General features: G+C 72.6%; 9 protein-coding genes. 6 read left to right on the top strand and 3 right to left on the bottom strand.

Going from position 1 to position 14,947, the window contains the following annotated elements:
• The first annotated feature begins 40 nt into the window (after positions 1 to 40).
• Positions 41 to 2,674, top strand: a complete 2,634-nt coding sequence (locus BM236_RS11850; RefSeq protein ID WP_139230093.1) for an FtsX-like permease family protein — start codon at positions 41 to 43, stop codon at positions 2,672 to 2,674.
• A 189-nt stretch (positions 2,675 to 2,863) separates the two neighbouring features.
• On the top strand, positions 2,864 to 3,523 hold the full coding sequence (locus tag BM236_RS11845) for a TM7S3/TM198-like domain-containing protein (protein WP_091123992.1): 660 nt from the start codon (positions 2,864 to 2,866) through the stop codon (positions 3,521 to 3,523).
• Here BM236_RS11845 and BM236_RS11840 read toward each other — a convergent pair.
• The gene (locus tag BM236_RS11840; RefSeq protein WP_245750295.1) at positions 3,509 to 4,543 is read right to left on the bottom strand and encodes a lysylphosphatidylglycerol synthase transmembrane domain-containing protein; all 1,035 of its coding nucleotides are present in this window, start codon (positions 4,541 to 4,543) and stop codon (positions 3,509 to 3,511) included. The two genes, BM236_RS11845 and BM236_RS11840, sit on opposite strands and share 15 nt — an antisense overlap.
• A 145-nt stretch (positions 4,544 to 4,688) precedes the next feature.
• Positions 4,689 to 7,358, bottom strand: coding sequence for a helix-turn-helix transcriptional regulator (locus BM236_RS19515; protein ID WP_139230091.1), 2,670 nt, complete (start codon positions 7,356 to 7,358; stop codon positions 4,689 to 4,691).
• A gap of 242 nt (positions 7,359 to 7,600) precedes the next feature.
• Between BM236_RS19515 and BM236_RS11830 the strand changes: the two genes are divergently transcribed.
• The 4 genes from BM236_RS11830 (at position 7,601) to BM236_RS11815 (ending at position 13,197) form a co-directional block, all read left to right on the top strand.
• Complete coding sequence (locus BM236_RS11830) at positions 7,601 to 8,086, top strand: DUF1269 domain-containing protein (protein ID WP_091123988.1); 486 nt, start codon at positions 7,601 to 7,603, stop codon at positions 8,084 to 8,086.
• Between the two features lie 174 nt (positions 8,087 to 8,260).
• On the top strand, positions 8,261 to 9,724 hold the full coding sequence (locus BM236_RS11825; protein WP_217645310.1) for a leucyl aminopeptidase family protein: 1,464 nt from the start codon (positions 8,261 to 8,263) through the stop codon (positions 9,722 to 9,724).
• Positions 9,721 to 11,379 (top strand): AbgT family transporter, encoded by a 1,659-nt coding sequence (locus BM236_RS11820; RefSeq protein WP_091123983.1) that lies wholly within the window; start codon positions 9,721 to 9,723, stop codon positions 11,377 to 11,379. The genes BM236_RS11825 and BM236_RS11820 overlap by 4 nt, the downstream gene beginning before the upstream one ends.
• A 21-nt stretch (positions 11,380 to 11,400) precedes the next feature.
• Positions 11,401 to 13,197 carry an SLC13 family permease gene (locus BM236_RS11815; RefSeq protein WP_091123981.1) on the top strand — a complete coding sequence of 599 codons (1,797 nt, stop codon included), beginning with the start codon at positions 11,401 to 11,403 and terminating at the stop codon, positions 13,195 to 13,197.
• Between the two features lies 1 nt (position 13,198).
• Here the strand turns inward: BM236_RS11815 and BM236_RS11810 are convergent, their stop codons facing one another.
• Positions 13,199 to 14,857 carry an alpha/beta hydrolase gene (locus BM236_RS11810; protein ID WP_175507661.1) on the bottom strand — a complete coding sequence of 553 codons (1,659 nt, stop codon included), beginning with the start codon at positions 14,855 to 14,857 and terminating at the stop codon, positions 13,199 to 13,201.
• Between the last annotated feature and the right edge of the window lie 90 nt (positions 14,858 to 14,947).

Below are 14,947 nucleotides of genomic sequence, written 5' to 3'. Positions count from 1 at the left end.
GTTCCGATCGCACCTGCACGGGGCGACGATCCGCGGACGCATGCGGAGCGACCCCGGGCTCCTCGTCCTCACCGGACTCGTGGTGGCGGTGACGGTCGCACTGACCGCCTCGGTCGAGCCGCTGGGCGAGCGCACCGCCGACCGCGCGATCGCCGCGACGGTGCGCGACGCCGGCACGCGCAGCCAGGTGGTGGCCACCGCGCCCACGGGGTACGACGACCCGAGGGGCGCCCAGCGAGACCCGCTCTCCGACGTGAAGCTGCGCCAGGACGCCGAGTATGCGCAGTACCTGCTGCCACCTGTCCTCGAGTCCGTGCTGCGTCCGGGCGTCGCCACCCTCAGCACGCCGCCCCTGCAGCTGCTCGACGACGGGCCCGGACGCTACCTGCGGCTGGTGTACGTCGACACGCCTCACGGCCCGCCGGGGGTGACCTACGGTGCGGGCGGTGCACCGAAGGCGAGCGTCGGTCGCGCACGCGCCTCCCTGACCGTCCGGCCCGGCGCCCAGCCCTGGCCGGTGCAGGTCGCCCTGTCGCAGGCCGCGGCCACGGCGCTCGGCCTTCATGCCGGCGACCGGGTGCCGGCCGAGGACGAGCACCACCGCCGCTTCTCCGTCCACGTCACCGGCGTCTACACCGCGACCGATGCGGAAGCTGATGCGTGGCAGACCTCCCCCCAGCTGCTGGACCCGGCCGTGGGCGTGGCCGACGGCGTGCCGACGGCCTCGGCGGCCGCCTTGGTGTCGGTCGCGTCGCTGCCGGACCTGCGCGTCGGCGTACCGGCGGACGACCTGAGCTACCGGGTGATCTTCGACCCGGAGCCGTCGCAGCTGCGGTGGCACGACACCGAGGCGGTGCAGCGGGCGATCGGAGCGTTGCAGTCGTCGCGGGGCACGTCCCAGGACGCCCCCACCTGGGACAGCCTCCTCGTCCGGGTGCTGGACGACGGCCGCGCCCAGGTCACGGCGGCGCAGGGACAGGCGCAGGTGCTGCTCGTCGGGCTGCTCGCCTCCGCGCTCCTGGTGCTCGTGCTCGCGGCCCAGCTGCTCGTCGACCGCCGCCGCGGCTCCGTGATCCAGGCTCGCGAGCGAGGCGCGTCCCTCCTCGGCGTCGGGCTCGAGCTCCTCGTCGAGGCGCTGCTGGTGGCGGTGGCCGGCGCCGCGGTCGGCCTGGCGACCACCTGGCTGCTCGTCGGTGACGCGAGCTGGGCCTGGTCGGTGCCGGTGCTCGTCGTCGCGGCGACGGCGACGCCGATCCTGGGCGCCGTCGCCGCTGCCCGCGCGACGAGCGCGCGCCGGGTCCCGGCCAACCGGTCGGCGCGCCGCATCGCCATCCGTGCGCGACGCCTGCAGCGACTCGGGGCCGAGGTCGCCGTCCTGGGGGCCGCGGTGCTCTCGTTCGTCGCCCTGCGCCAGCGTGGCGTCGGGGATCTCACGGCCGCCAGTGCTGCGCTGTGGTGGGCGGTGGCGGGCACGGTCGTCGTCGTCCGGCTGCTGCCCCGGGCGATCCGGCTGACGCTGCGAGCCACGCGCCGCTCGAGCGGGGACGTCCGCTTCCTCGTCGCGGCCCGACTGGCGGAGGCCGGTGCCCGTGCGCTGCCGCTGCTCGTGGTGGCGGTGGCCGTCGCCCAGCTCACCTTCGGCCTGGTCCTCGCCGCGAGCGAGCGGGAGGGCCAGGCCGCTGGGGCGATGCTGGCCGTCGGCGGCGACGCCCGGCTGACCGCCCCGCCCGACCCTGCCGTGGCGGACACCGCGCGATCGGTCGCCGCAGCACCTGGCGTCCAGGCCGCCGTGGCCGCTCGAGTCGCCGACGACGTGCCCGCGTCCTCGGAGCGCAGCGCGGAGCCGGTGCGGTTGGTCGTCGTCGACGCGACGGCCTACGCACGGATCGTCGCCACGTTCGCACCGTCGGACAGCACCGACCTCGAGCGCCTCCGTGCCGCGTCGAGGGAGGACGCGCGCGTGCCGGCGTTGCTGCTCGGCGACGACGCCGACCTGCGCGACAGCCTCGCCGTGCAGTGGGAGAAGGCGCGGATCCCTCTCGTCGTGGTCGGTGAGGCGCCGAGGGTCGACGCGTCGGTCGGCCCGGTGGTGGTCGTGGACTCGAAGGCGTTCGCCGCCGCCGGCGCCGTTGCGGACCCGAACACGGTCTGGGCGGTCGGGCCCGGCGCAGCGGCCGCGGTGAAGGCCGACGCCGGACCCTCCGGCACGGTCGTCACCTACACCGATGTCCTCCAGGAGCGGCGGCGCGCGCCGCTGTCCTCGGGCCTGGTCCGGCTGGCCGTCGCCTCCGCCGTGCTGCTGATGCTCGTCGCGCTCCTGGGGGTGTCGCTCGCGGCCGCCACCCAGGGACCCGCCCGGGGTGCGTCCCTCGGTCGGCTCCGCTCCCTCGGGCTCGCCGGCGGCGACCTGCGCAAGGTCCTGGTCGGCGAGCTGCTGATCCCTGCCGTCGTCGCCGTCCTCGCCGGGCTCGCCCTCGGGATCGGCGCCGCGTCGGCGATGTTCGGTCTGATGTCGCTCGGGTCGATCACCGGTGGGACCGGCACACCTGCGCTCGTCCTGCCGTGGTCCCTCGCCGTGGTCGTCGCGACCGTGCTGGTCGGCGTTCTGCTCCTCGCCCTCGTGGAGTGGCGGCGGCTGCGCCGGCAGGCTCTGGCCCAGCTGCTGCGCGCCTGACCGACTCGGCCGCTCGAGCCGGCCGATCACCCGTTTCAGGTGTGCCCGCCCGGGCCGCGGTGGTCCGATGATGTGACCTGTTGGGTGACGGCGGGGTGCCGGCCGGGCGCCGGAAGGGACGTGGGACATGCGACTCGTCCGCATCCGGGTCGGCTCGGGCGCTGGCCGTCCTGGTCCGCTCGTGCTCCGATGACCTGGTCCGGCTTCGTCATCGGCCTCGCCACGCTGGTGGTCGGCCTCGTCCTGTGCCTGCGTGGGGCGGTCGTGATGCGGCTCCTGATCGCCCTGTGGGCCGGCCTCGTCGGCGCCTTCGTCGGCGCCGGGTCCATCGCGGCCGTCACAGGTGAGCGGTTCCTGGCCGACGCGGTGGCGTTCCTGGCCGCCGTCGTGGTCGGCGTCCTCTTCGCGACCGTCGCCTACACCGTCTACGAGGTCGCGATCATGGTCGCGATGGCCGCGTTCGGCTTCACCCTCGCGACCGACACCATGGTCGCTCTCGGGGTGTCGTGGTCGTGGCTGGTCGCCCTGGTCGGGGTCCTGAGCGGCCTGGTCCTGGGCCTGGGGGCGCTCGTGATGGACCTGCCGATCATCCTGCTGGTGCTGCTCAGCGCCTTCACCGGCAGCAGCGTGACGCTGACCGGCCTGGTCTTCCTCACGGGAACAGTGACCCCTGGCGACCTCGCCGACGAGTCCACCAGCAGCGTGCTGCAGGACCGGTGGTGGTGGTGGACGGCGTACGTCGCCCTGGCGCTGATCGGCGCCATGATGCAGGTCCGGCTCCTCCGCAGCTGGATGACGCCGGTGCACGCCGGCTGGAACGGCCGGTCCGCCGGCTCACCGGTCGGGTGAGCCTTCCGCCGAGCCGCCGATCCGATCCGAGGATCCGGCTGCGCGGCGCCAGAGGACGAGCGATGCGGCGCCGAGCAGCAGCGGCCCACCGATGATGAAGATTCGCCACACGATCAGCCCGGCGACAGCGGTGGCCTCGACGTCGTGACCGCCGACCGCGGTGACCGTGGCCAGGACGACGGCGTCCACGAGGCCGAGGCCGTAGAACGGGAAGAGCGTGAGCGGGTAGGCGATCAGGTAGGCCGCGACCACCTCGATCGCCGGCGCCTCTGTCGCTCCGACCCCGACGAAGCGGAGGCAGAGGATCAGCATGCCGACGTCGACGAGCAACATGCCGCTCAGCGCGAGGAGCGAGCGCGGGAAGCCGTAGCCGAAGCGGGCGGCGACGTCCTCGCGGAACCTGATGCAGGCCGCCGACCACGCCGCAGGGTCGACGTCACGGAACCGTCGCGCGGTCCTGCCGGCCCGGGTTCCGATCGACGCGGCGAGCGCCTCGCTGTGCATCACCATCAGGAGGATGGCCACGATGCCGGCGGCCACGGCGAGGCTGGCCAGGTCGACGAGGCGGATCCCGATGGCATCGCCGCGCAGCACGAGGATCACCAGCCCGACGCCGGGCGCACTGAACCGCACGATGTAGTAGGTCACGGTGTTCATCAGCGTGCCCGTCATGCCGCGGGCGACGGAGACGCCCCAGGAGCTGAACATCGCGGTCCGCAGGGCCAGGTCGCTCGGCGGTGGTGCGACGGTCGACATCAGGATGGCGACCTGGTCGTTGAGCGTTGCCTGGTAGGGCGTGACCCCGGCGATGTAGAGCGAGAGCGGCAGCGCGTTGATGACCTGGCGGAGCAGCAGGAGGCCGATCAGCACGGGGCCCTGCCACCAGTCCAGGCGGTTCAGCGAGCGGCGTACCTCCGCCCAGTCGACCTGTCCGATGAGCCGGACCGCGACGACGGTGGCCACGGCGGCCACCACGAGGAGCACCCCGCGGACGAGCCACCGGCGCCGCCGGGCGTTCACGGCGAGACCGGTCCTGTCATGCCGAACCCCGTGCTTCCTGGCCGTGTGGATGGTGCCGCGGGCGCACCTCGCACTGGTCAGCATCGTTCAGACCCGGGCTGGACGGATCACCCGGACCCGGTGATCCGCAGCGCGCGGGGCGGGCTCAGAGGAAGCCGTTGGCGCGGGCGACCGCCAGCGCCTCACCCCGGCGCGTCGCGCCGAGCTTCGCGTACAGGCCCGAGACGTGGGACTTGACGGTGTTCACCGACACGAAAAGCTCCTCCGCGATGTCGGCGTAGGTGGCACCCTTGGCGAGCCCCTGCAGGACCTCCCACTCTCGCGACGACAGCCCGGCTCCGCCGCCGGCCTCCATCGCCGACCTGGGTCTGACGACGATCCCGCGCGCGGGCGGACGGGTCGCGACGATGTCGCCGCGATGCTCCGTCGAGGCGATGACCTCCTGCAGCCAGGAGGAGGGCCGCACCTCGTGGAGCCGACGGAGAAGGGTCCGCATCCGGGTGCCGTGCCGCGCCCACCCGAGGAACGGCGTGGCATTGCGTCGCGCCTCCGTGACGGCGACCGCGGCCTCGAGCCGGGTCAGGGCAGCGCTCGACCTGCCCGACGCGGCCAGCAGCTGGGCCTCGGAGCAGAGGGCCAGTGCGCGGGTCGCCGGCTGGTCGTGCGCCGGCTCCTCCCCCGCGGCACCGAGGGCCGAAAGCGCGGCCGGCCGGTCCCCCCGCAGGTCGGCGAGCCATCCGGCGATGAGCTGCGCCTCCCCTGCCGCTCCGAGGTCCTCGAACTGCCGACGGACCGATCCCAGCCCCTCGGCGTCTCCCATGACCACCCGGAGCAGCCCCTGCTCCATGAGCTCCGCAACGCGTAGGTGGACGGGGAGGCCGGCCGGGTCGATCGACGGTGCGGGCGTGGACAGGATCCGCTCACCTTCGACGAGCGCCCCCGACAGCAGTGCCTGCCGCGCGTCCCGGATGCGCAACCAGAAGGCGGTGCACGGATCGTGGGCCTGGACAGGCGTGCCGATGACGGCATCGCCCGGCCCCTCGGCCTGCTCAGGCGGCCCGAACGTCGCGGCGATCGTGAGCGTGGCAGTGGCGCGCGATGGTGCCGCCCCGGCTCGCCACCGGTTCGCATCGCCCATCAGGGTGAGCGCCTCGGTCGCGACCCGTGCGGAGGCGTGCTCGCGCCCCTGCATCAGCTCGGTGAAGGCGAGGTGGGACATGGCGGAAGCGACCAGTGCCGGCACTCCTTGCGCCTGGGCCGACCCGATGGTGGCCGTCAGGTGGGCCTCAGCGTCGCTGAGCCGGCCGAGCCAGTTCTGCGCGATGCCCAGCTCGTTCAGCAGCAGCGGCAGCACTGGTCCGTGCGCGACCCGAGAACCGGGGCCGGTCCCCGTCGCCGACAGCGCCCGCTCCCCGTTCAGCACCGCCGCGTCGAGCGACTCCAAGCCCAGCCGGGCATGCCACAGCCGTACGACGGCGGAGGGCAACGGACCGTCCACCGCGGTCCCGGCCTCGGGGCCATCGGCGACGGACTCCCGCGTCAGGATCCGGTCGATCCAGTGGCCCGCTGCCTCGAGGTCCCCGTCGATCCAGCGCTCCAGCGCGATGGCGAACCAGCTGTCCGGTCGGCCCTCGATGACGTCGGTGTGCTCGGTGACGAACGAGGCGATGGCCGGACCGTCCTCCTCCATCAGCACCAGGCGGGCACCGTCGACGGCGAGGAGGTCGGCGGCCTCACCGATCGCCTTGGCGTGCACGAGCCGGCTGAACGCCTGCCGGAGGATCCCCCGCGAGACGTCGAGGTGCACGGCGCGGGCGACCGTTGCCTGAGCCCGAGCGACGTCCACGCCGCCGGCGCTCAGGCGACGACGGACGACGTCGCGCAGCAGGGGGTGGGTGCGGTAGCGCGCCGTGTCCCGCTGGCCCGCGGCCGGCGGCACCCTGGTCACGAGGAAGCCGGTCGCCTCCAGCTCGGCCAGCACGCCGACCGCGTCGGCGTCGTGCGAGAGATGGACGATGTCGTGCTCGGTCACCACGCCGGACGCCTCGGCACCGGCGCAGAGGAGCACGTGCCGCTGACGTGGGCTCAGCGCGGCGAACACCTCGCTGGCGACGCGCTCTGGAGCCGCCGCCCCGCCCGAGGCGTACCGCTGGACCGCCGTACGGTGGTCCGGACTCGCGCCGACCGCCCGGGCCGTGAGCACCAGCGCGGCGCACCAGCCGTGCGCCTGGTCGACGATCGCGTCGATCACCGTCGGATCGCTGGTGTGCGCGTGTGCCTCGGCGACGATGGCGGCCTCCGCATCGCTCAGTCGCAGGAGGTCGCCCCGCAGCGTGGTGGACTGGCCGAGAAGCTCGGGCACCAGCAGGCTCAGCGAGAGCGTCGACCGGCTGACGAGGAGCACCCTCATCGACGACGGCGCGTCCGACAGCCGGGCCTCGAGTGCACGCAAGGTCGGAGCGGGAAGCTGGTGGGCGTCGTCCACCACGAGGAGGCGGGGGACCGTGGCGTCGAGGATCCCCATGATCGTGGCGGGATCGCACGAGGCGTCCGCGTGGATCCACCCCGGGGGTTCGGGTGTCGGGCCAGCCCGGGAGCGCAGCCATCCCGCGACGCCGAGCGTCTTGCCCGCGCCGGCGGGTGCGATCAGGGTCGTCAAGGGTGCGAGACAGGCCTCGTCGAGGCGGTCCCACAGCGTCGGGCGAGGGATGTAGACGCGGGGGAGCAGCGGTACGTCGGCGTACCCGGTCTCCTCCGCCGACGAGCCGTCCCGCCCTGTCCTCGGAGGGGGTGGAGACTCGTTCGGTCGTTCCATGAGCACCTCCGGGGCCAGCGCCCCTCGAGCGGCGAGGCCGGTGCGCGCCGGCCCGGCACGCCGGCTCCCACGGTGTGCCGTGACCTCAGGCTAGTCCGTCCGCGGACGGGTTGGGAACGACTGCCGGTCCATCCGAGGATCACCGGATCCGGGTGATCCGCCCTCCGTCGTCTGCGGCCATGCTCGGACCGCACGGCTACCAGCAGGAGTCGCGAACCGGATACGCGGAGCTAGGAGACCTGATGGGCACGCTGACAGTCTGGAAGTTCGCCTCACCCGAGGGCGCGGAGACCGCTCAGGCCACCTTGATGACGCTCGCCCAGCAGGGGTTGATCACGGTGCACGACGCCGCGACCGTGACCTGGGAGGCGGGCGCGAAGAAGCCCAAGACCCGGCAGCTGACCAACATGGCCGGTGCCGGCGCCCTCGGCGGTGCCTTCTGGGGCTTCCTCTTCGGTCTGATCTTCTTCGTCCCGCTGCTCGGCGCCGCGATCGGGGCGGCCTCCGGCGCGGTGGCCGGATCGCTCACCGACGTCGGGATCGACGACAACTTCATCAACCGGGTGCGAGACCAGGTGGCCCCGGGGACGTCCGCGCTGTTCCTCATGTCGTCCGACGCCGTGGTGGACAAGGTGCGCGATGCGTTCGCGAACGACCGGGCGGAGCTGATCTTCACCAACCTCAGCAACGACCAGGAGGCGGCGCTCCGCGAGGTGTTCGCGGACTAGTCCGGCCGCCGGCGGTCGGTACGTCGGCCGGGATCCGGCTCACCGGTTTCGGGTGGTGCGGCCCGGTCCGTCGTTTGCCAGCCTTCAGGTGACGACGAGACGACGGAGGGGCACGACATGGTGGATCACCCGGCGAGGGGCCGGTTCGAGCCTGTCCCCTCGACGAAGTCACCGGTGCAGGTATCGGTCGTCACCCGGCTGCCGGCGGTCGAGCAGGCGGCTGCGCTCGCCGTTCCGGTGGTCGAGGGGCACGACCCTCCCGCCGACCTCGGGACCGGCGCGGACCGGCTGGCCGTGGTGGGCTTCACCGGAGCGGCCGGACAGACGTTGACCCTGGCCGGCGACGACGGGCGCGCACTGGTGGCCCTCGGCGTCGGCGCGGACGCCGCGGTCGACGCGACGCTCGTCCGTGACCTCGCCGCCCAGTTCGCGCGCGCCGTGCCCCAGCACCAGCGCCTCGCCGTTGAGCTTCCGTCCGAAGCCCTGGCGATCACCGCTGCCCTCTTCGCCCAGGTCGTGGTCGAAGGCGTGCTGCTCGCTCGCTGGCGGTACTTCGTCGGGGCGGGGAACGAGCAGCCGACCCTCACCTCGCTGGCGCTCGTCGCGCCTCCCGAGGTCGCCGACGAGGCTCGAGCCGGCGCCGCCCGCGGCGAGGCGGTCGCCCGGGCGGCCGCGATCAGCCGGGACCTGTCGAACTGCCCGGCCAGCACCCTCACCGCGGCTCGCATGGGCGAGGTCGCCCTCGAGCTGGGCGCCGAGGCGGGGCTGCAGGTGGAGGTCTTCGGCGAGGACGAGCTGATCGCCATGGGCTGCGGAGGGATCCTGGGGGTGAACCTCGGCAGCGTCGACGAGCCGCGCCTGATCAAGATGTCCTATCGCCCCGAGTCCCCCTCGGGCCACCTGGGACTGGTCGGCAAGGGGATCATGTACGACTCGGGCGGCATCAGCCTCAAGCCGAGCGACGAGTCGCACGCCCAGATGAAGAACGACATGACCGGCGCAGCGGCGATCCTCGGTGCGATGACCGCGCTCGGCGCCCTCGACGTCCGCTGCAGCGTGACGGCGTACCTGTGCTGCACCGACAACATGCCCTCCGGTTCCGCGATGAAGCTGGGCGACGTCCTGCGGATGCGCAACGGCACCACGGTCGAGGTGCTCAACACCGACGCGGAGGGCCGACTCGTGATGGCGGACGGCCTCTGCCTGGCGGTCGAGGACGGCGTCGACGCCCTGATCGACATCGCCACCCTGACCGGCGCTTGCCTGCGCACGTTCGGCGTCGAGATCGCCGGGGTGATGGGCAACAGCACGAGCCTGGTCGACCAGCTGCGCAGCGCCGGTGCCGCTGCCGACGAGCCGGTCTGGGAGCTCCCTCTGCACCGTCCCTACCGCAGCCAGCTCGAGTCACCCATCGCCGACCTGACCAACATGGGAGGCGTCAACGCCGGGTCCATCACCGCGGCGCTCTTCCTCGAGGAGTTCGTCGGCGATGTGCCGTGGGCGCACGTGGACATCGCCGGCACCGCCCAGCAGCCGGCCGTGCGGACCTGGCGCAACAAGGGTGCCAGCGGGTTCGGCGCCAAGCTGCTCCTCGAGCTCGCCGCCGGGTTCGAGCTCCCCGCCGGATCGACGCGATGAGCCGCACGGCCGAGGCGCCGGACCAGTCCGGCGGAGGCTTGCTCGGGTGGATCGAGCGGGTGGGCAACAAGGTCCCGCACCCGGCGATGATCTTCCTCGGGCTGATCGTCGGCGTCATCGTGCTGTCCGCGATCATGTCGTGGGCCGGGGCGAGCGTGACCACGGAGGTGGCCGTCCCCGACGACGCCTCGGTCTCCCAGGACTACGAGGGCGGCACCGTCTATCCCTCGCTCGAGCACGACCCCGAGAAGGCCATCCCCGACTACCACGTCGAGAAGGAGACCATCGAGGTCAACAACCTGTTGAGCGCGGAAGGGATCCGGCACATCTTCACGAGCGCCGTCCAGAACTTCAACGACTTCGGTGTCGTCGCGGTCATCCTCGTGGCGATGATCGGCGTGGGTGTCGCCGAGGAGGCGGGTCTCATCGCGGCCCTCATCCGCAAGATGGTCCAGGTCGCGCCCCGGGGAGCGATCACGTTCATCATCGTGCTGCTCGGCGGGATATCCAGCGTTGCCTCCGACGCCGGCTACCTGGTGCTGATCCCGCTCGGCGCGGCGGCCTTCGCCAGCCTGGGGCGCAATCCGCTGGTGGGCATCGCCGCGGCGTACGCCGGCGTCAGCGCCTCCTTCTTCGTCAACGTCCTCATCACCCCCGCCGACGGGATCATCACCGAGGTCACCAACGAGATCCTCGGCGGCGTGGCGCCGAACGCCGACCAGCTCAACGTCACCAACAACTTCTACTTCTCGATCGCGTCCACGCTCTTCACCGCGGCCGTGATGACGCTGATCACCGACCGCTACCTCGAGCCGCGGATGGGGACGTGGGACCCCTCCGAGCGACCTGCCGACGCGCCGGTCGACCACGTGCCGAGCGGCGACGAGCTCTCCCACGAGGCGAGGGGCCTCCGGTTCGCCGGCGTCTACCTGCTCGGGGCGGTCGCCGTCGTCTGCCTGCTGACCTTCCTGCCCGACGCACCGCTCCGCAACCCGGACACGGGCGAGATCTTCGGGACCTCACCCTTCATGAGCAGCCTGCTGTTCATCATCTCGATGCTGTTCCTGGCCGCCGGACTGGGTTACGGGACCGGCTCGGGCAGCCTGAGCGGCAGCACGAACGTCATCAACGCCATCGTCAAGACGTTCAACGGCCTCGGTGGCCTGATCTTCCTGATGCTGCTGATCGCTCAGTTCATCTCGTTCTTCAACTACTCCAACATCTCCAGCATCGCCGCCACGAGCCTCGCCGACCTCCTCGGCCGCGCCGACGTGGGGGCGCTCCCGCTCCTGATCGGGTTCATCCTGCTGGTCTTCGTGATCGACGTGATCATGCCCGGCGTGATCCCGAAGTGGGCGATCATCGCCCCCATCTTCATCCCGCTCTTCTACAACCTCGGCATCGCTCCGCAGACCGTGCTGGCGGCGTACCGCGTCGGCGACGGGCCGGTCAACGTCATCACTCCGCTGATGGTCTACCTGCCGTTCATCATCCTCGTGTGCCAGCGCTATCGCGCCGAGGCCGGCATGGGCACGGTCATCTCGATGATGTTGCCCTACACCGTCGTCGTGCTGGTGACCTGGATCCTGTTCTTCGTGGCGTGGTACCTGGTCGGTGTCGCGTGGGGTCCCGGTTCGCCGGTCCATCTGCCCTAGCTGCGTTGAGGAGATTCGCGGATGGATGACGCCGCCACGGCGCTCCTCGTGCTGGGCGCGGTGATCGCGCTCTTCGTCTGGAACAGGCTGCCGGTCGGGGCGGTGGCGATCCTGGCCGCGCTGGCGCTGTGGGCGACCGGCCTGGTGTCCAGCGAGGATGCCGTCGGGGGCTTCGGTGACCCGGTCGTGACGTTCATCGCGACCCTGTTCGTGGTCAGCGAGGGGATCGACTCGACCGGCGTGACGACCTGGGCGGGCCAACGGCTCCTCAAGGTGGCCGGCACGCAGCACTCGCGCGTCCTCGTCACCCTCTGCCTGCTGTCGGCGGTGCTGACGTCGCTGATCACCCTCAACGGCGCCGTCGCCGCGCTCCTCCCGCTGACGGTCATGCTCGCGTACCGCATCGGGCAGGCGCCGTCGCAGCTGTTGATGCCGGTCGCCTTCGCCGGCAGCGCCGGCGGCCTGCTGCTCCTGATGAGCAGCCCGGTCAACATCATCGTGTCCGAAGCCGCCGACCACGCCGGCGAGGGGACGTTCCCCTTCTTCTCCTTCGCCTTGATCGGGCTCCCCCTGCTCGTCGGGACGACCACCATCTGCCTGGTGCTGGGCCCGCGGCTGCTCCCTCGCAGGACGCCGGAGCACAGCCAGCCCGACCTCGCCGGCCACGCCGAGACCCTCGAGTCGAGCTACCTGCGCACCGACGGCTTCTACCGGCTGCGCGTGCGCGGAAGGTCCGAGCTGGTCGGACGCGAGGTCGCCGAGCTGGCGGCGCTGCCCGACACCTCGGTGCGGGTCGTCGCGGTCGAGTCGCGCGAGGGCCGGCGGGTCACCGACGTCGTCGGCGAGGACGACGTGCTGGTGGCGACCGGACCACCGCTGGAGCTGACCAGCTTCGCGGTGGACCACGGCCTCGCCGTGGCGATGACTGGATCGACGCAGGCCGACGACCTGCTCTCGCGGGAGGGCGGCGTCGCGGAGGTCGTGGTCCCTCCCCGCTCCCGACTCGTCGGCGAGACCGTCTATCCGGGCATGCTCCGTCAGCACGACCTGGTGATCCTGGCCGTCCAACGGGTGGGCAAGGACCTCGGCCAGGGGCCCGTGGAGCTCGCCGCCGGCGATGCCATCCTGCTCAACGGGAGGTGGTCGGCCCTCGACCGGCTCCACCGGGATCGGGACGTGCTCCTGGTCGACTCCCCCGACGCCGTACGACGCCAGACCGTGCCGTGGGGGCCCGGAGCCACGCGCGCCGTCCTGGTGCTCGGCGGCCTCGTCGTGATGCTCGCCTCCGGCCAGGTGCCCCCTGCGATCGCCGGCCTCATCGCCGCCCTTGCCATGGTCCTGACCCGGGTCGTGAGCCCCGCGCAGGCCTACCGCGCCGTCTCCTGGCAGACGGTGGTGCTCATCGGTGCGCTCATCCCTCTGTCCACCGCCATCCGGAACAGCGGCGCCGCCGACCGGATCGCCTCGCTCCTCGTCGACGTGGTGGGCGACTCCCGCCCCTACCTGCTCATGGCGGCACTCTTCCTGCTCACCGCCGGGCTCGGCCAGGTGGTCAGCAACACCGCGACGGTCCTGGTCGTCGCCCCGATCGCCCTCGCTGCCGCGTCGGCCACCGACACGTCCGCCAAGCCGATGCTCATGGTGGTCGCGGTGGCCGGCGCAGCCGCCCTCCTCACCCCGATCGCCACGCCGGGCAACCTGATGATCATGAGCCCGGCGGGCTACCGCTTCGGCGACTACTGGAGGCTCGGGCTCTGCGTGATGGCCTGGTGGTTCGTCGTCGCGCTGGTGGTCGTCCCGCTGGCGTGGACGCCGTGAGCTACCGCGGCGCCGGGTTGCTCCTGAGGAGCTCGGCGAGCGCCGCCGTGTCGGCATCGGTCCATCGCGCCGGCGGCAGGATCTTCGCCCAGGCGTACGCCGGCGACTGACCGAATTCGTGGCCCTCCCCGTCCGGGACGCTGTTGGCCGCGAACTGATCGACGCCGAGCTGGAGCATCGTGACGCCGGGGATCCAGTGCAGGTGCGGGGAGACGCCGCGCCCCGGCGGCTCCTCGAGCCAGTCGGGGCGCCTGACCGCCAGCTCCCACGACCACCAGGTGATCGGGTCGTTGGCGTGCTGGAGGTATCCGATCCGGACGCCCGTCCACGGGCCGGGGCGCTCCCAGTCGGCGGGGACGTCGGCGAAACGGACGGTCGCGCCGCGGTCGAGCACCGGCAGGACCTGCGGCGTGCCCGGGTCGCGGTGCGAGGTGAAGCGGCTCCACAGGACGTTGTTGGCGGTCGGCCCGACGAACAGCGCACCGGAGGTCCGCGTCGCGAGGTCGTGCGCATCGCTGAAGGCGGCCTCCCCACCGAAGCTGCCGAGGCTCTCCCCGCTGACCACGAGGAGCGGTCGGTGGGCAGGCTGGAGCCCCTGCCAGTGGGCGTAGACGGCGTCGAAGAGCGTCCGACCCGCGTCCTGGGCGCGGTCGCCGTCCAGGAGGAACGACATCCAGCTCGGCAGGTAGGAGTACTGCATGCTGACGGTGGCGGTGTCGCCGCCCCACATGTACTCCAGCGCCTGGGCCTGGTTCTCGTTCACCCAGCCCCGGCCGGTGCCGGTGGCGACGTTGAGCACCGCCCGGTCGAAGCCGCCGAGGGCCTCGAGCTCCGTGACCGCACGGCGCGCCTCCGCCTCGAGGTCGACGCCGTCCGCGCCGGCCCCGATGTAGGCGCGGACGGGGTGGAGCGAGGGCTCGCCGGTGAAGGCGCTGACCTGCTCGGCCGTCGGCGTGTTGACCACGAAGAGCCGACCCTGTCGCCCGAGCTCGTTCCAGGACTGCCCCGAGCGGGGTCCGGCGGAGACGTCGGGCGAGGTGGGCTTGGGCAGGTCGGTGCGGAACTCGTCGTTGAGGGTCCGGAAGGTCGCATCGAGCGCGCCCACCAGACGGCCGCCGCCGACGTCCACGACGAGGACGTACGCCGCCACGGCGGCGATCAGCCCACCGAGCAGCGTCGCCGCCACCGCGGGCATCACCGTTGCGATGAGCCGGCCCGCGACGCGTCCGACGGCCTTGACGGCGCGCGCGACCAGCAGCAGGACCACGGCCAGGACGGCGGTGAGAGCGACCGACACGAGGACGTGGAGCAGTCCGACTCGGTCGACGCCGACCAGGCGGCGTACCTCGTTCTCCCAGCGCAGCCCCAGCCACAGCGCGACGATGCAGCCGATCCCCCCGACCACGGCCAGCACCCACCAGGCGGCGCGGCGGGCGCGGCCGACCGGGCGGACCCCGCAACGGCGGACGAGCCAGCCGACGAGCGCGCCGAGCCCGTATCCCGCGCAGGCGCAGACGGCGGAGATCAGGGCCTGGGCCCCAGCGGCCCGGGGCATCAGTGACGGGGTCAGGGAGAGCCAGAAGCCCACGAGGGCGCCGACGACCGCCGCGTACGGCGCCCGGAGCTGCCGTCGCACGAAGCCACGGCGCGCGGGAGGCATGCTCATCATCGTGCCAGCGCCCGAGGCGCATGGATACAGCGTCAGCGACGTGGTGATGCACCGCCGGTGACATCGACCGGACGCCGAGTG

Source organism: Nocardioides terrae, assembly GCF_900112345.1.
GTDB lineage: Bacteria > Actinomycetota > Actinomycetes > Propionibacteriales > Nocardioidaceae > Nocardioides > Nocardioides terrae.
Note: the sequence above shows the minus strand (reverse complement) of the source record. Positions and strands in the feature narration are given on the sequence as shown.